Below are 18124 nucleotides of genomic sequence, written 5' to 3'. Positions count from 1 at the left end.
GTGTTTAGGATCTGAAAACGATCGTTATTTACATCGTTTGATCATCGTGACTTCGTTGCCGGTGTCGTTGAAGATCAGTTCGTCCGTAAAGCTACGCATCAAGACAAGCCCGCGTCCCGATTCGGTATCTAGTACTTGGGCGTCTTCGCGAGACGGTAACTCTGACGTGTTGAAACCTTTGCCTTCATCACGCACGGTGACGCGAATTTCATCTTTGCTTGCCATCGCTTCAACGTGCACGTGACGGTCTTTGTACGGAGCCGTCTGCTTGCGGCTTTCAATCAGGTCAGTCGTTGCGTCGTCGTAAATGATCGCCCGGTGAGGCGGCGTGACCGATGGTCCAAGCGATAAATTGCCGCGGTACATTGCGTTGAGCATGGCATGCTCGACGGCTGTGCCGAATCGAACTAAGTCGCTGCCGTTTAACAGATCCATACCCGAGGCCACTTGAATCAATAACGCGATCGTAGGCGAAATCAACGTTGCATCGTTCGGCATATCGAAGACGAACACATTCCTTTGAAGCGTCGAAATTAATTTGGCAAAACTCGCATCGGAACGGATCACGCCTAGTACTTCAACGATCGTATCGTTAAGCAGTGATTGAATGTGGTTCTTGGGGACATAGCCAGCGGCGCCTTGCTGCAGCGCCTTCGAAGCTAATTCTTCGCTGCCGCGCGCTGTCACTAACACCGCTGGAATGTGTTGGTAGTCCAAGTTCATCGCTTCGACCAGTTCGAGTCCGTTCATTTCCGGCATCTCGAGGTCCGTCACAACGACGTCGATCACATGTTCGGCCAGTGCATCGAGTGCTAGACGTCCGTTGCCTACATGAATGACGCTGTGCGAGCCTTCTTCGAGCAACATTCTCATTTCGACCGCTTGAGTCGGCGAGTCTTCAACCAACAATACTCGTGCCATGATGCTCGCCTTTCGGGGCAGGTGTGGAAACGGAATCGGTGACGGATGTACCCCCCGCCGCTGCGGGTCATCGTAGCACGGTTTGGCACGATCCGTGCCGATCGTGGTTATTTTTGTTCACGTCCCTATTGATCCAAGATGACCTCTGCTTGGTTGCTCGCCGGTGTTCGAGAACGTCGTTCCGGCGACGATTCGGGTAGCTTTTCAAGTCCGCGGGAAATCGGTCGATACGCTTGGCGTGAAGTCGTCATCGGTTGAAAATGAGGCTGCGAACAGCGCCAGCAGTTCGGCGGCATGGTCGATGTCATCCATGGACACGACTTCGACGGCCGAGTGCATGTAGCGATTGGGGATGGCGACCAATCCGGTTGCGACACCGCCGCCGTGGATTTGCAGCGCGTTGGCATCATTGGCAGTCGCCTTTCCGACGGCGGCAAGTTGGTAGGGGATCGAGTTGGTCTCGCACAACTGAATCAATCGAGCGGCGACTTTGCGGTTGATATTTGGGCCACGAAAGATCACCGGGCCAGCGCCGATCGAGATGTCACCGAATTTTTGTTTTTCAATCGTCGGACAATCCGACGCGTGCGTAACGTCAACGGCGATTGCGACCGCAGGGTTTATACTGCCGGCGGCCGTCTTGGCACCACGCAGCCCGATTTCTTCTTGGACCGTTGCGACACTGTGCAAGTGGCAGGCCAGCGGTTTTGATTTGCCGGTGGCTCGGCGTAACGCTTCGATCACGGTCCACATGCCGGTCTTGTTATCCATTCCGGGGCCGCTAACCCGGTCGTGCAACAGTGTGCGGTGACTCAGTTCCAAAGTGATCGGATCGCCAACGCGCACGACCGACTGAGCCTCTGTTTTATCCTTCGCGCCAATGTCGAGCCAAAGCTCATTCAGTTCGACAACCTTCAATCGTTCTTTGGCATTAAGCAGGTGAATCGGTTTGCGGCTGATCACTGCGGGCACGGCGCCTGCGTCGGTCCACACGGTCATCGCTTGCCCGATCAATTGTTGAGGGTCCCAACCACCGATCGTTTGCGCGTAAAGGAAACCGAGGTCGTCGATGAATGAGACCAGCATCCCGATTTGGTCACAGTGGCCAGCGTACATCAGTCGCGGCCCGTCGATGTTGCCAGCCGATGCGATCAGGTTGCCGTGCAAATCGATTCGCACTTCGTCGGCCGACGGCGAAATATAGTCATTGGTCAGTTTCTGAATTCGTTCTTCGAAACCGGACGGGCTTGGGGTGGCAATGGCGTCGTCAAAATAACGGCGGGCGGAAGCTTCCATGGTGAATCGATCGCAGGGTTGTAAGACAGGAAATGTTGAGATGGGTAGGATCAATCGATTGGCAATGTCCCGAAGGCTCAAAAATTGCCTCCCAAAGCGCGTGAACGATCGATGAACTGAAAAAAAGTTTCCGTCGCGGTCTGACGGATTCTTGGGAATCAAGGCCACGCCAATAGCGTCTGATTCTATGGGTTTTGCGGTCTTTTGGGGCTTGCTTGCCCGCTAGGATTGATTCGAGTGATTGTGCGACGACTAAAGAAACCGGTCATAGTGCTTGTTCTCATTCAAACGCACTAAAGAGTTAGCCCGGTTTTACTCGACACTATGTCTCGGATGGGGATCGTTTGAACGATTCTGACGCGGTGTTCTTTCGAGAGCCCGCCTGAGGAACGTTGTCCAAACAGTCCGAAGTCCACCCAGGGGGGATTCTGGGAAACGCGTTCGGCGGTTTCACGATGATTCATCATCGTGGGTTCACCGGAGGATGATTGGTTTTCAAGGCCGAGCGTTCCGTCGCACCGAGTTCGTGATCGTGTCATCATCGATGACAAGGTGACGTTAATTTGTTGGTGTTTACCGGAACGCGATGCCGTGGATTCTGAAATTCCGCAGCTTCTGCCCCTACGGCGAAACGAAAGTTTCGTTGCGAACTTGTGTATTAAACAAAACCGCGAGGATCCCGCTAGGCGAGCGTCGCAAGATGCAAACCGGCTGGCCTGACCCAGCGTAGGACTTTCACACTGTGCTTCGGATTCAAATTCAAATGCATGACGCGATGCGACAGGCAAATGAAGGTGGACCCGAGTGTTGGTTGGATGCGACCCACCGCAACCAATCTTGGCGACTGATCAGGACCAGTTGTTCAGACGAACGTACCGCGAAGCAAGGCCGACAGGGCAATGGTTACCGACGCACCATTGTTCGAGGGAATATTAAACGAGGCGTTATGGAGTACCTAGTATGAAGGTCTTCACAACTGGACAGGTCGCTAAGATCTGTAAAGTAGCACCCCGAACCGTATCAAAATGGTTTGATTCGGGGCGTTTGAAAGGCTATCGAATTCCTGGATCACAGGATCGCCGCATTCCACGAGAATACTTGATTAAGTTTCTTAAGGAGCACGGTATGCCCTTGGGCGACTTGGAAGACGAAGCGATGGCAAAGTGCCTGATCGTCGCCCAAGACCAAGTGTTGATTGAAAACCTAAAGCGCGAACTACCACCCGAAAAAGCGTTCAAAGTGGCAGTTGCCGCGAGCGGTTTCGAGGCTGGTATTCAAGCCGAAAGCTTCAATCCGGATTGTATCATCGTCGACTTTTCGATCGGCAAGATCGAGGCAGTGCAAATCTGTCAGAACTTGCGAAAGAATATCGACTTCACTGATATCATCCTGATCGCTCTGTTGCCCGACGACGGACAACCAATGAGTTTCGATCGAAGCAGTATCAACGAAACGTTCAAGAAGCCGTTCGACGCCCACCTTTTGGCTGAACGTTTGCGAACACTCGTCGGTGCGAAGAAAGAATTGGTCTAGTTTTGCCAAACCGGGTTGAAAGGATTCGACTCGAATAACGAAACTGAGATCTTCAATAAGAGCCTCAATGAGCCTCGTCGATAGGCGTCTCACATCCCCGCAGATGTGAGACGCCTTTTTTTATGCGCCGATGGAGCCGATGGAACTGTCGCTAAGTCACGGTCGGGTGCTGATGATGGAGTCCGGCTAGACATCCAAGGTGCTTCACGAAACCTGATTGTGAGTGATAGGATACAAATGGCCACTGCAGGCGGCCGTGTATTCTCCGCTCGATCGATCATCAGGGTTCTTTCAAATGCCAATCAACGTTCTCGACGAACTGGAAAGGCATTTTGCCGGCGGTCGGCTCGGAAAGCAAATCGGGCTTGACGATGGTCAGGCCAAGTCGGGGATGAATGCGATTTTGCCATCAATCCTCGGCACGCTGATTAAAAAAACGTCGACACAGCAGGGGGCTGATTCGCTAAATCACATTCTCGGTCAAGATGATTTCAGTGGCAGCCTGCTAAACAAACTACCTAGCATGTTCGGCGACGAGACCGCAGCGGGCGATCTCAGCATGGTGTCGGACTTGGGGATGCCGGTGTTAGCTTCGTTGTTTGGTGACAACATTGCATCGGTAGTCGGCGTCTTGTCGAAGTACACGGGCGTTGGGCCGGATAAGACGAAGTCAATGATGGTAATTCTGACCCCGCTCGTGCTCTGCTACTTGGGATCGAAAAAACGGTTGGACGATCTGGACGCTGGCGGAATGGCCAGCCTGTTGATGTCACAAAAGGATGCCGTCGCATCAAGTTTGCCGCCCGAAATGGCCGCAACATTGGGGCTGGGTGAGTTAGGCATTGCCGATTTCGATTCTGCTGAAATAGAGATTCCCACTTCGAGACGCCAGCCCGTGGTTTCGAGTGGTAATGGCACGGTTTGGTGGTTGCCAGTGTTGGTCGTGGTGGCTCTGACTGCGTGGTTCATCGTGTTCGGCGGCAGCACCGACTCGAGCGAGATAGGCGTTGAAGTTGCCATAGATGGCGGTAATAGTTCGCCGAATTAAACCTCGGGTTTAACGGTCACCCAGCATACGCCTCAGGCTTTCTTGACGAACTCGGATTTCAACGACATCGCTCCGATGCCGTCGATCTTGCAATCAATGTCGTGATCGCCATCGACGATGCGGATGTTCTTGACCTTGGTGCCAACCTTGACAACGCCACCGTTGTATTTCAGGTCCTTGATGACAACAACGGCATCGCCGTTCTCGAGAACGTTTCCGTTTGCGTCTCGTGTTGCATTGTCTTCGGCCTCTTCGGGCTCGGTGGCGGTCCATTCGTGGGCGCAAGTCGGGCAGATCAATAGGACGCCGTCTTCGTAGGTGTATTCCGAGTCGCACTGTGGACAATTCGGAAGTGTGGTGTTGGGGTCGCTCATGGTTTGTTCACTGTGGCAAGGAGGGATAAAGACTTGGATTATTCCACGAAATTTTGGCATGGGAACCTGGCAACATCGCCGCTGGTTGGGTGGTCGCATGAATCCTGGGATTGCCCAACCGTTTGCCACAATGATCTGGGCGATGGTGTTGGTTTGCGTTGGCTTGGATGTTTGCGTACTCTTGCCGCTGAACCGGTGGAGCGATCCATCGATCGACCGTTTGCTTAGGTTGAAAGGCCAGGCCGTACCATGACAACTTCGTCCACGCATTTTGATTCCGACGGCAACACCCATATGGTGGACGTTTCCGCAAAGACGCCGACGCTGCGAATCGCCGTCGCAGCGGGTGAACTCCAGATGTTGGCTTCGACCGCAGAAATGATTCGTCTCGGAACCGCCAAGAAAGGGGACGTCCTAAGCGTTGCCCGTTTGGCTGCGATCCAGGCGACCAAGTGGACTCAATTGTTGATTCCGCTGTGTCATTCAATTCCAATTGAATCGGTGACCGTCGATTTCGATTGGCCCGCGACAGACCGGCTTCGTTGCATCGTTTCGGTTCAAACAACGGGCAAGACGGGAGTCGAAATGGAGGCGATGACGGCAGCGTCGATCGGGTGTTTGACTGTTTACGACATGGTCAAATCGGTGGACCGCGAAATTGCCGTTGGGCCGATCTTATTGCTGGAAAAGCAGGGCGGCAAATCAGGCCACTTCATTCGCTAGCATTGTGGCAACGATGCTGATGTTCTCGCATTTCACGCATGACAGATCGATCTTGCAGTCTGTCGGGGGTTTGGGCTAGCTTTCCAAGCAGGATTCTTGCGGACCCGTCCTGCCCCGACGACAACCTTTGTCGTCACTACCTCGAATAGATGATCGCGCCATGGAAGGCCTCCCCACCAAAGTGCTTCGAAATTTGCTTTGCCATCGTGTTGCGCTGGCATTGGGCGTCGCTTTGACGTTCATTTTTGGTTCAGCACTCAAAATCAGGGCTGATGAAGCCCAGTGGATTTGGGCGGACGGCAGCTCGCTTGCCCAACCGATTGCCGAAGGTGAGACGTGCTTGTTTCGCAAGCCGATCAATCTGCGAGTTCCCGCGCAGGGCCGTATCGAGATTACCGCCGACGACGACTACGAGCTGTATGTCAATGACCACAAGGTGGGCAGCGGCACGTCGTCGCGTGAGATGCAGGAATATGACATTTCAGATCGGCTCGAGGTCGGACGTAACTTGATTGCTGTGCGAGTCACGAACTCGAAAGGCAACACGGCTGCATTGGCGGCTCGCGTTTCGGTCCGCCCTGAAAAACAAGACAAGTGGTACACGTTCAGCTCGAACGCGTCGTGGAAGACCAGTCTGACCGAAGATACCAATTGGGAAACGATTGTCTTCAACGACCGACTGTGGGGAACCGCGTCGGCCTTCGGCAAGCTTGGCGATACCGCACCGTGGGATCGCGATGAAGATGTCGTTGCTGAAACACAAACCGAACAACGTGAACGCTTTCAAATTCAAAAAGGATTTGGTGTCCAACGCGTACTCGACGATGATCAAACGGGATCAGTCATCGCGATGGCTTTCAACGAATTTGGGCACATCATTTTGTCGCAAGAAGGCGGCCCGTTGTTGTTGGTGCTGGATAAAGACGAAGACGGTATTCCAGAACACGTTCGCGTTTACTGTGACAAAGTAACCTCGTGCCAAGGCATTTTGGCCCTCAACGGCGAAGTCTATGTGACCGGCCAAGGTCCGGATGGCAGCGCGCTTTACCGGCTGACGGACGCAGACCGAAACGGCACGCTGGAACAGGTCAAAACGATCGTCAAGTTGAAAGGCAGCCCCGGCGAACACGGTGCACACGGCATTCGATTGGGCCCCGACGGCATGATCTATGTCGTTCTAGGCGGCCAAGTTCAGGCAGTTGGAACGACTGGCCCAGGCGAAACTTTGATTGATGCTTACGAAGGCGACTTGCTGCCTCGTTATGAAGATCCGGCTGGCCATGCATTGGGTGTCAAAGCGCCGGGCGGTACGGTCATTCGTACCAACGCCGATGGTAGCGTCGTTGAACGAGTCGCCGGCGGAATTCGCAATGCGTACGACTTGGTTTTCCATCCCGGCGGCAACATGTTTGTGCATGATGCCGACATGGAAGCCGATGTCGACACCGCTTGGTTCCGTCCGACTGCTCTTTACGACGTCACCGAAGCAGGTGAGTTTGGCTGGCGAACGGGTTGGGCAAAATGGCCCGAGTACTACGTTGACCGCTTGCCCAACTTGCTAGACACCGGACGCGGCAGCCCAACCGGCGCCGTCTGTTATGAACATTACATGTTCCCCGTGCGCTATCACAATTCACTGTTCCTAGCCGATTGGTCGGAAGGCCGTATCTTGAACGTGCGACTGACGCCTCGCGGCAGCGGCTACATCGCTGACAGCGAAGTGTTCTTGCAAGGACAGCCGCTCAATGTGACTGACTTGGAAATTGGTCCCGACGGTGCTATGTATTTCTGCACCGGCGGTCGTGGAACTGCAGGCGGCGTTTATCGCGTTGTCTATAAGGGCGAGATTCCCGAACGGATGAAGAACTTGGGAACCGGCATCGCCGCTGCGATCCGACAACCACAACTCGAATCGGCTTGGGCGCGGCAAGAAATTGCTGCGATCAAACGCGAACTTGGCGACAAATGGGGCCAGTTGGTCGCCGGAGTCGCGTACAGCAACGACAACCCATCGCACTATCGAACTCGTGCCATGGATTTGATGCAATTATTTGGGCCGGTGCCCAGCGAAGACTTGGTGCTTGAACTCAGCAAGGCGCCGAATGAAGCCGTGCGGGCTAGTGCCGCGCGTTTAATGGGGCTGCATCCGGGTAAACGCAGTGCCGCACAGCTAGTCGAAATGCTCAGCGATAGTAATTCTCGAGTGCGTCGTGCGGCCTGCGAAGCAATGTTGCGAAGCGGTCAGATTCCATCGAATGCCGACGCTCTGTTGCCATTGCTTGGCGAAGACGATCGTACGTTGGCGTTTGTGGCACGCCGAGTCGTTGAACGCATCGATACTCGTAAGTGGCGAGACGATGTGTTGACCAGTGTGGATTCTCGTATCAGCATTGTTGGCATGTTGGCCTTGATCAATTCGGACCCTACCGAAACAACTGCTTTGCAGGTGCTGCAGCGGTCAAGCGAATTGATGAAAGACTTTTTAAGCGACGCCGACTTTGTGGATACGCTGCGTCTTTGTCAAGTTGCGCTACACCGCGGAAAAGTGGACCCATCCAAAGCGGTTGCACTCGGCCGACAAGTGGCCGAGGAATTTCCGGCTGGCGACCACCGCATGAATCACGAACTGATTCGTTTGTGTGCCTATTTGCAAGCCGACGGAGTTGCCCAGCGTGCTCTTGACTACATCAACGATGGTGACAACCCGAACGTTGATCGTACTCTTGTCGCGATGTGTTTGCAGTTTTTGTCGCATGACTGGACTGCCCAGCAACGTTTTCAGATTCTGAAGTATTATGAAAACACCGCCAACGCTGCGACCAGCGGATCGTTGTCGATGTACTTGATGGCCGTCACACGTGACTTTGCGAGATCGTTAAGCCAAGAAGATGTGCAAGCGATTTTGGAACAAGGGGCAGTTTGGCGAAACGCCGCGCTCGCAGCGATCTATAAATTGCCGCGTCCAATCGACAGCAAGACAGCGGAAACGCTTCGCAGTTTGGACCAACAATTGGTCGAACGTCCGCAACCCGGCGACGTCGAGCGACGACTGCGAACCGGCATCATTGCAATGCTGGCGACGGCCAAAGACGAAGACTCCGCCGCGTATTTGCGAAAGCTTTGGCGATCCGAACCTGAACGTCGTGCGGTGATCGCGATGGCTCTGGCTCAAAATCCAAATGGTGAAAACTGGGACTATCTGGTTCGCAGCTTGAACATCCTCGAAGAGGAAACTTCGGGGGAAGTGTTGACGGCGTTGCAGACCGTCAGTGTGGCGACCGACGATCCGATGGCACTGCGACAATTGATCATCCTGGGGCTTCGTGCCGAAGAGGACGGTCGTGATTTTGAAAACGTCGAACGCTTGCTTGAACACTGGACCGGTATGCAACGTCCGCCCAGTGAAAAGAATGCATCGGGCAAGTTGACGATGCGTCCATGGCAAAAATGGTATGCAAAGGCACACCCTGATCGTCCCACCGCCGAATTGCCAAAGGCAGATGATTCTCGTTGGGACTTTGATCAGTTGGTCGACTACCTCGATAGCGATGACGGGCGTCGCGTTGACGCTGACTTTGGCCGTGCTGCATTTGCAAAAGCCAAATGCAACCAATGCCACCGTGTTGGCAATGACGGTGAATCAGTTGGCCCCGCACTCAGCGGACTCGCCAAGCGTTTTAGCAAGCGAGAAATTCTAGAGTCGATTTTGTATCCAAGCCATTTGGTCAGCGACCAATACGCCAGTAAGAAAGTGTTGACGGTCGATGGTCGTGCGTTGATCGGAATGGTCAGCCAGAACGGCGATCAGTCGATCAATATTCGTGATTCGAACAACCAAACGACGGTTGTCACTGAATCTGAAATCGACCAAATCCTGCCAAGCAATAACAGCATCATGCCGAGTGGTTTGTTGGATAGTTTGACTTTGCAGGAAATCAGCGACCTGATGGCCTACATGGGTGCGGTTTCGCCTGTCGAAATTGCCACGCGACCTTAGTCGCGTTGTGGCTTTCTGGCAAATCCGGCATTGCAAGTCAGGACCGGCCTTCGCATTGCGAGGTCGGTAGGTTTGCGAAAGGCTGTGTTTCGCAGGTCAACGAAAGGGCATCGTGATGTCTCAGTGGCGCGCGATGGATGGCGTCGAACGTTGTTTACGTGACTTGGTCGCCTTCGGTACTTCTCGTCCGATCTCAATTCGAACGTGCGATTTGATCGGTGGGGGAAAGATTAGTCTCGGTCGGCAAACATCAGTCGTTTCCCGATTCCTGATGTCTGCTTTTTTCCTCGGCGCGATTGGTTTCGGATTGCAGAAGTACAACCATGCCAACAAATTCGATAGTTCCGTGGTCGGAGATCTCTCGCACGCACAGCTTAACCTGTTCAAATTCAACTGCCTCGCCAATCTTGATGCTTGATTTGCCCAGACGCTTGCGAATCATCGTATCCAGCGTGGCGTCTTTGTCCGAGTCGAGATTCAGGTCGTAGAACTGTTCGAGTTCGCGTACGCGAATCGATCCTCTTAGTGGAAACTCAAGTTCTGCGGGTAGCTCGTTCTTGACAGATTCTCGGTGGGAGAACACTCGGTCAACCAAGGGACGCACTGGAGGTCGCAGCACCAAGATGGCGTGATCGCCGCTGCGAAGGATCGATCGACCTTGCGGTGGAATGATCTGCTCATCGCGAACGATCAACGCGATAACAACCCCATCTGGTAACGCCAAGTCTTTGATCATGCAATTCGTTGCGCGGCAGTCCTTGTCAACGAAGTAATCAACAATGTCGCCATCGATGTTGCGAAGCGAACTGATTTCAAGCGTCACCGGCGGCGGAAGCCGCGTTGGAACCTCAAGTTTCAGGTATCGAGCAATGGTAGGTAGCGTCCAGCCTTGAACCAGAGCGGACACAAGCACAACGAAGAATACAGTATCGAAGATCACCGAGGCGCTCGATAGTCCTGCAATCATTGGGAAGGTTGCAAGTGTGATTGGTACTGCGCCTTTCAAGCCAACCCATGACAAGAAAATCAGTTCGCGGTTAGCAAATTTGAATGGTGCGGCGCAAATGAATACTGCAACGGGGCGTGCGACCAAGATCATAACTGCTGAGATCAACAAGGCTGGTCCGGCGGCGTCTAGCAATCGACTGGGAAACGAGAGAATTCCCAACGCTGTGAACATCAGAATCTGGCAAATCCAAGCAACCGCATCATGGAAAAGCAAAATGCCGCGATGAAATACGGGCCGATGATTACCGATCACGATCCCAGTTAGATAAACGGACAGGAAGCCACTTCCGCCTATGGCGGCCGCAGAACCGAATGAGAAAAGTCCCAACGCAGTTGCCATCACCGGATACAATCCGGCAGCTTCTAGTCGTGAGTGATTGAGCAACCATGCCCCCGATCGACCGACCAGTAAGCCAACGATGGTGCCAAGAATCATTTGGTTTGCGAACAAGGTGACGAGCTCGAATCCAAAGGGCACCTTTCCACTGATCATTTGAATCAGCCCAACAGTTAGAAAGATGGCCATAGGATCGTTTGATCCACTTTCGACTTCCAATGTGTTGGCAAGTTTGGGCCGAATGTGAACGCCGCCACCGCGTAGCACCGAAAACACAACCGATGCATCCGTCGAACCGACGATGCTGCCGAGCAGTAGCCCTTGCCAAATGGTAAGATCAAGGATCCACGATGCAGCTAGTCCTGTGACCACCGATGTGATCAACACCCCACCCGTCGCCAACACGCCGGCAGGCTTCCAAGCGGATCGAATGGAAGCGTAAGGCGTTCGTATGCCTCCATCGAAAAGAATCAAGCACAGCGCGACGGTACCAATTCCGTGCGCTAGCGAATAGTTCTCGAACTCAATGCCACCGATGCCTTCGGATCCGGCCAGCATTCCGACGACCAAGAACACAAATAGAACTGGAACGCCAATGGTTGCCGAAAACTTGTTCGACGCGATGCCGAGCAAAAGCAGGATGCCTGAAATCAGAATTAGCGTTTCAATGCTGAGCATAAGATCGTGGAACTGTAAGGAACGAGGGAAGCATTCTTAAGGTTGCAGTACCACGGCATCGTGCGATTGCGGTCTCCAAATCGGCGAACCTCGAATTGCCGATAAGACCGCCGCCTGCAAAGCCTGCAGACGCTATGAAACATCTCTTGGTTCGCGGCTTTGTCAACCCAGCGACCATGGTGTCAACGAAACAACGCCGCTAGAAAACGAATGGCTCCGTCCAATAGCCTGATCCGAGAAACGCTCTGCCGAAAAGGGTGTGTTTCATGGATGGAAACTTCAGAAACGTGCTCGTGAGTCTGTGGAAAGGCGACTGCTGCCAGTCGTTCTATCGCGAGCAGGGCGTCCGATCCGATCTTGCACATGCGGGTATCGCTGATAGAGTATCATCGCGGTTAACTCATCGTCGTCCATTTCGCTCGCAAAGTACTGCAAGTGGATATTTGTAACTTTCGTTTCCGGCTTGAACGTCCCTGCAGCATGATGTCACTCTTCATGCTGTTGCTGCTGGCATTCCCGTGTCTCGGGATCACGGCGATGGCATCTCGCTCGCTGTTCGGCAACGAGCGATCCACTGAAACCGAAGAGGCTGACGAACGGGGGTCTTGCACTTCGAGCGAGAGCATTGAATGCAAACGGCGCTCAAGAGATCGTGCTGCGAACGTTTCGATCTTCTGCAGCGATGATTCTTTTTCCTGCAAGTTGGTGCGGCCTTATCGCCCAATGATTGCACATTGCAATTCAGATGGCCATCGCATTGCGAACGGCCTTCTTGCGCCGATGCGGTGCTAAGCCCACCTTTTGCTGGGCTCTCTCACTAGTACAAACGCGCTCGTGCTGCAAGCAATTTGTCTCTCAGTCCGTCGGTAGGGATCGACTGGGTGTCTGCGTTAATTGGATGAGGCTCTTGGCAACGACGTGCAAGCTTCGTTTTGGTGTCTTTTGTCTGCCGCGATGTGCGGTGGCAGGATGCACAGCATGGCCTTGTATTATCGCTCGATGTTTCTCGCATTTGTTTACTCGATAGATCAAATTAATCGATGCCTCATCAATATAGAATGTTCTCACCGAATACCATGTTTCGCGACACGCTTGCGGGGCTGGTTGTCTTTTTAGTCGCGTTGCCGCTTTGCTTGGGCATCGCACTCGCATCAGGGGCGAACCTGTTTTCGGGGTTGCTTGCAGGTATTGTCGGCGGGCTTGTGGTCGCATCCATCAGTGGTTCGCACAGCAGCGTTAGCGGTCCGGCGGCAGGTCTAACTGCGATCGTGGCTGCGCAGATTGCGATCCTCGGTTCGTTCGAGGCTTTCCTGCTTGCCGTCGCTGTTGCGGGGGTGATTCAGATTGGGTTTGGGATCGCGAAGGGGGGGGCGCTGTCAGCCTTTTTTCCATCTAGCGTGATCAAGGGTTTGTTGGTCGCGATTGGCGTGATCTTGATTCTTAAACAGATCCCTCACCTGGTTGGCCATGACGCTGACCCAGAAGGCGAAATGTCGTTCCAGCAACCTGACCAAGAGAACACCTTTACAGAATTGTTCACGTTGATCGCTGGCGACATTCATGTCGGAGCGATGGTGATCGGTTTGCTTTCAGTGGTCTTTCTTTTGGTTTGGGATCGCGTTCCTAACCTGAAAAAATCGTTGGTTCCCGCGCCGCTGATCGTCGTGCTCTTTAGCGTGGCGCTCAGCATGATCCTTCGACCCTACGGGGCGGATTGGGCGATCGGAGAGTCGCACTTGGTCCAGATTCCGGTTGCAAGCAGTTTCTCTGAATTCTTTGGGTTCTTGCGTTTGCCTGACTTCACGCAAGTCGGAAATCCAGCAGTCTATATTGCGGCGATCACGATTGCGGTCGTGGCTTCGTTAGAAACACTGTTGAATCTCGAAGCGGTCGACAAGCTGGACCCCGAAAAACGGGACTCGCCACCAAGCCGAGAGCTTATCGCGCAGGGTTGTGGAAACTTGGTTTGTGGTTTGATTGGTGGTTTGCCCGTGACATCGGTTGTGGTGAGAGGTTCGGTCAATGTGGGTGCGGGAGCCAAGACGAAACTTTCTGCACTTGTTCATGGCGTGTTGTTGCTGGTCAGTGTCGCAATTCTACCTCGCTACATGAATATGATTCCGCTGTCTGCGTTAGCGGCAATTCTATTCGTGACAGGCTTCAAGCTGGCCAGTCCCCAAATATTTAAGCAGATGTGGAACGAGGGACGCTATCAATTTTTGCCGTTCATCATCACCGTCATTGCGATCGTCTTTACCGACCTGTTGGTTGGCATTCTGATTGGGTTGGCGATCAGTGTTCTGTTCATACTTAACAGCAACTTGCGTAGTCCGATTCGCCGGATCGTTGAAACGCATTTGGCGGGTGATGTGCTGCATATTGAATTAGCAAGCCAGGTCAGCTTTCTCAATCGCGCGGCGATTGACCGAGTGCTTGGCGAGGCGAAACGCGGAAGTGCCCTTAAAATTGATGCTTCCCAATCCGACTACATCGATCCGGATGTGTTGAGCTTGATTCGTGATTTTAAAGACAACGTCGCACCGACCAGGAATATTTCGGTCAGCTTGGAGGGGTTTCGTCGCAAATATCAGTTGAACGACAACGTCCAGTTTGCGGACTATTCGACCCGAGAACTTCAAGGCAAGCTAACCGCTGAACAAGTGATCGAAATTTTACGTGAAGGAAACCGTCGCTTTACAAGTGGATCCCGATTGCACCGCGACCTGGGGCGGCAAGTCGACGCAACAGCGGCTGGCCAGAATCCGTTAGCGGCGATTCTCAGTTGCATCGATTCACGTGTGCCGGCCGAGTTGGTGTTTGACCTGGGTGTCGGTGATATCTTTAGCGTCCGAGTCGCAGGCAACGTGATCGGCACCAAGACCTTAGGCAGTTTGGAATTCGCTGTTGGTGTGGCCGGAGTAAAGCTGGTGACGGTACTTGGGCACACTCGCTGCGGTGCGGTGACATCATCGGTCAAGTTTGTTGTCCAGAAATTGAGTGCTCAATCGGCCACGGGGTGCGAGCATTTGCAATCGATCGTCGACGAAATTGAGCCGAGTGTACCGGCGTTAGCTGCCGATACCTTCGATCGACTTCCCAAGGATCAACTAGATGAAACGGTTGATCGAGTTGCACGGCAGAATGTTCGGCACACGGTCAAACAAATCATCAGTCGCAGTTCTGTCATCCAAGACGCCGTCAACGAAGGTCGCGTGAAAGTGATCGGCGCCATGTATGACGTGAAGTCCGGTGTCATCGAATTCCTCGATTCCGACAAGCCGGATATCGAACCTTAGGTTGAGCAATCGCGAGATTAGTCCGCCAATCAAATTTTTTTCGGTTAGGACGACACTCGAAAATCGGAGTTAAGTGGTTCGCTCGTTTGGCGGCTTCGCGTTGTGTCCTGCGGCCGCACGTTGGATGCGGTCCATAATCGCGCGGCCTAGTCCGATGGGTTCGCAGATGTCGATGATGATGCGGTCGAGTCCCTCATTGTCGAGTTGTCGGATCGCGGCGAATAGACCTCGGCTGACTTCGTCGAGGTTTCCGTCTTGGCTAAGGGTTTCGACCACCGCGTAGCGATTTGCTTCATCATCGCTCAGTTTTCGGAAGGCGATGCGGCCAGTCTTAGATCGTTGGGGGATGTTGTCGACGTCATTGCCGATCATAAAAAGCGGCGTTGTCGGCGAATAGTGCTCGCGCATCATGCCGGGTGCCAACATTGGTTTGTCGTCGGCTTGCCGTTCGGATGTGCACGACACCAGATCAAAAACGCTAACCTTCAAACGGCTTGCCAGATCTTCGGCCGATACGTTGCCGGGACGCAGCAATCGGGGGCCCGTTACCTCGAGTGATACGATCGTCGACTCGACACCCAAATTGCAATTGCCGCCGTCGATGATCATGGCCAGGTGTTCGCCAAGCCCTGATTGGCAATGCGCGGCTGACGTTGGGCTGACATACTTGGATCGATTCGCGCTAGGGGCAGCGATCGGAAACGGACAACGGGTAAGGATCGCCTGCGCGACTGGATGCGATGGAATTCGTACGGCGACCGTTGGTTTGCCCGCTGTGACGATCGACGGAATTCGCTTTCCGGCCGGCAGTACAAGTGTTAGCGGACCTGGCCACAGATCGGCTAACGCATCAACTTGGTGTTGGATGGCTGGTTCCAATGGCAGCGAGGCGGCGCGGTCAAGTTGGTCCATCGACGCGATGTGGACGATTAACGGGTTGCCTCGCGGGCGACCCTTGGCTGCGAAGATCTTGGCAACCGCATTCTCGTCCCACGCATTGGCCGCCAATCCGTATACCGTTTCCGTCGGCATCGCCACCAATTCACCGCGGCCAAGCGCTTCGCAAGCAGCGTTTAGCGATTCGTCGTCTGGTGGACTTACAAGTGGGCTGGTCGGGGGCATGGACGGGACGGCAGAGAAGCGGAACGGGTTTGAAGGAAGTCGTATTGGTTGGCCATCGTTTGCAAATCGCAGGCAATCGCATCGCCGACGTTATGGTCAACACTCTTGTCTAAAAAATAGCGGAACGCCCTTATCTCAAAAATAGCTGATAAGCGGGGTTCTGGGTTTCTTCGACGCAAGGGTAGCCTAATTCAGTGACGAAGTCGTCGAAGGCGGTTTGTTCAAATTGTTGAACCTGGATACCGACCAGGATTCGCCCGTAGTCGGCGCCATGGTTTCGATAGTGAAACAAACTGATGTTCCAATCCGGATTCATGCAGGACAAGAAACGTATAAGGACGCCAGGACGCTCGGGAAATTCAAAGCGATAGATTCGTTCGTTCTGGATCGATGGACTGCGGCCGCCAACCATGTATCGAACGTGCTCTTTCGACAGTTCGTCATTCACCAAATTGACGCACTCGAATCCACGTGATGCGAACGCACGCGTGATATCTTCCGAGTCACTTCGATTTTCCGTGGCCAATCCGACCAGTACATGAGCGTCGTCTTGGCCGGATAGTCGATAGCAGAATTCGGTGATGCGTCGCTGCCCAACGGTCTCGCACAGTTGTTTAAAGCTGCCTTTGGTTTCGGGAATCGTGACCGCGAACAGTGCCTCGCGGTCTTCGCCCGCCTCGGCTCGTTCGGCCACGAAACGCAGTCGATCAAAATTCATGTTCGCGCCACATGTGATCGCGATCATGCTTTCGCCTTGGATCTGGTGTTCGGCAATGTATTTTTTCATGCCGGCAATCCCGATCGCGCCGGCCGGTTCCAGAATGCTGCGAGTATCCTCAAACGCGTCTTTGATTGCCGCGCAAACAGCGTCAGTGTTTACGACGACAAAATCGTCGACCAATTCGCGAGTGATGCGAAATGTTTCTTCGCCCACGTACTTAACCGCGGTGCCATCGGAGAAAAGCCCGACGTCGGAAAGCGGGACTCGCTTGCCGGCTTTGACCGATCGTACCATTGCGTCAGAATCCGCCATCTGAACGCCGATGACTCGCACTTCCGGACGCACGGCTTTAATATACGCCGCCACACCGGATATCAAACCGCCGCCGCCGATCGCGACGAAGACACTATGGATCGGGTGTTGGTGTTGGCGCAGGATCTCCATTCCGATTGTGCCCTGTCCCGCGATCACATCGGGATCGTCGAATGGATGAACAAAGACTAAGTGGTCACGCTGGGCAATTTCCGCTGCGTGAGAGTGAGCGTCCGAATAGCTTTCGCCATGAAAGACGATTTCGCCACCGAGGGTTCGGACGGCATCGGATTTTAGTTTGGGTGTCGTCACCGGCATGACGATCACGGCGCGACATCCGAGTCGCTGGGCGCTAAGCGCAACGCCTTGGGCGTGATTGCCTGCCGACGCGCAGACGACTCCGCGTTTGAGTTCCGCAGACGATAGACGCGACATTTTGTTGTAGGCGCCGCGAAGCTTAAAGCTGAACACTGGCTGAGTGTCCTCACGTTTGAGCCAAATCTGGTTGCTCAGACGCGTCGATAGCTTGGGAGCCATTTCGAGCGGTGATTCAATCGCCACGTCGTAGACGCGGGCGGTGAGTATCCGTTGAAGGTAATCCAAGAGTGTTTTTTCCATGTCAGCTATTCTGGCCTAAGGCAGGGAAATCGCAACTCGAATAGATAAGGGGGAATTGTCGAGCCGGTATCGTTGTTTGACGTCCAGCTATCCAACCATACTGAGCGACGACTTGATTTCGTATAAGGAGTGATAGAAAC

At 53.7% G+C, this 18124-nt stretch carries 12 protein-coding genes; 6 read left to right on the top strand and 6 right to left on the bottom strand.

Annotation, left to right across the window (positions count from 1 at the left end):
• Positions 1-24: 24 nt before the first annotated feature.
• A complete protein-coding gene (locus Poly59_RS08230) occupies positions 25-921 on the bottom strand; it encodes a response regulator (protein WP_146533612.1) in 897 nt (298 codons plus the stop codon).
• Positions 922-1125: 204 nt separating this feature from the next.
• Positions 1126-2217: a M42 family metallopeptidase gene (locus tag Poly59_RS08225; protein WP_146533611.1), complete on the bottom strand. Its 1092-nt coding sequence runs from the start codon at positions 2215-2217 to the stop codon at positions 1126-1128.
• 960 nt (positions 2218-3177) lie between these two features.
• Here Poly59_RS08225 and Poly59_RS08220 point away from each other — a divergent pair.
• The gene (locus Poly59_RS08220) at positions 3178-3750 is read left to right on the top strand and encodes a helix-turn-helix domain-containing protein (protein ID WP_068262572.1); all 573 of its coding nucleotides are present in this window, start codon (positions 3178-3180) and stop codon (positions 3748-3750) included.
• 295 nt (positions 3751-4045) lie between these two features.
• A complete protein-coding gene (locus Poly59_RS08215) occupies positions 4046-4798 on the top strand; it encodes a DUF937 domain-containing protein (RefSeq protein ID WP_146533610.1) in 753 nt (250 codons plus the stop codon).
• A 32-nt stretch (positions 4799-4830) separates the two neighbouring features.
• Here Poly59_RS08215 and Poly59_RS08210 read toward each other — a convergent pair whose 3' ends face one another.
• On the bottom strand, positions 4831-5172 hold the full coding sequence (locus Poly59_RS08210) for a zinc ribbon domain-containing protein YjdM (RefSeq protein WP_146533609.1): 342 nt from the start codon (positions 5170-5172) through the stop codon (positions 4831-4833).
• Between the two features lie 58 nt (positions 5173-5230).
• On the opposite strand from Poly59_RS08210, the gene Poly59_RS08205 reads away from it, so the two are divergent.
• The 3 genes from Poly59_RS08205 (at position 5231) to Poly59_RS08195 (ending at position 9892) form a co-directional block, all read left to right on the top strand.
• Positions 5231-5425 carry a hypothetical protein gene (locus Poly59_RS08205; protein WP_146533608.1) on the top strand — a complete coding sequence of 65 codons (195 nt, stop codon included), beginning with the start codon at positions 5231-5233 and terminating at the stop codon, positions 5423-5425.
• A complete protein-coding gene (moaC, locus tag Poly59_RS08200) occupies positions 5422-5895 on the top strand; it encodes a cyclic pyranopterin monophosphate synthase MoaC (protein ID WP_146533607.1) in 474 nt (157 codons plus the stop codon). Before Poly59_RS08205 ends, moaC begins: the two co-directional genes overlap by 4 nt.
• Positions 5896-6055: 160 nt before the next feature.
• Positions 6056-9892 carry a HEAT repeat domain-containing protein gene (locus tag Poly59_RS08195; RefSeq protein WP_146533606.1) on the top strand — a complete coding sequence of 1279 codons (3837 nt, stop codon included), beginning with the start codon at positions 6056-6058 and terminating at the stop codon, positions 9890-9892.
• A 250-nt stretch (positions 9893-10142) separates the two neighbouring features.
• On the opposite strand, the gene Poly59_RS08190 is transcribed toward Poly59_RS08195, so the two are convergent.
• Positions 10143-11915, bottom strand: coding sequence for a potassium/proton antiporter (locus Poly59_RS08190; protein WP_146533605.1), 1773 nt, complete (start codon positions 11913-11915; stop codon positions 10143-10145).
• Positions 11916-12973: 1058 nt separating this feature from the next.
• On the opposite strand from Poly59_RS08190, the gene Poly59_RS08185 reads away from it, so the two are divergent.
• Entirely contained in the window at positions 12974-15211 is a 2238-nt protein-coding gene (locus Poly59_RS08185; RefSeq protein ID WP_246151489.1) for a SulP family inorganic anion transporter, read from the top strand.
• A gap of 69 nt (positions 15212-15280) precedes the next feature.
• On the opposite strand, the gene Poly59_RS08180 is transcribed toward Poly59_RS08185, so the two are convergent.
• Both Poly59_RS08180 and ilvA read right to left on the bottom strand, forming a co-directional pair.
• Positions 15281-16333: an L-threonylcarbamoyladenylate synthase gene (locus Poly59_RS08180; RefSeq protein ID WP_146533603.1), complete on the bottom strand. Its 1053-nt coding sequence runs from the start codon at positions 16331-16333 to the stop codon at positions 15281-15283.
• Positions 16334-16463: 130 nt separating this feature from the next.
• A complete protein-coding gene (gene ilvA, locus Poly59_RS08175; protein WP_146533602.1) occupies positions 16464-17984 on the bottom strand; it encodes a threonine ammonia-lyase, biosynthetic in 1521 nt (506 codons plus the stop codon).
• Positions 17985-18124 lie beyond the last annotated feature (140 nt).

The sequence above is a fragment of the Rubripirellula reticaptiva genome, from assembly GCF_007860175.1.
Classification (GTDB): Bacteria; Planctomycetota; Planctomycetia; order Pirellulales; family Pirellulaceae; genus Rubripirellula; species Rubripirellula reticaptiva.
Note: the sequence above shows the minus strand (reverse complement) of the source record. Positions and strands in the feature narration are given on the sequence as shown.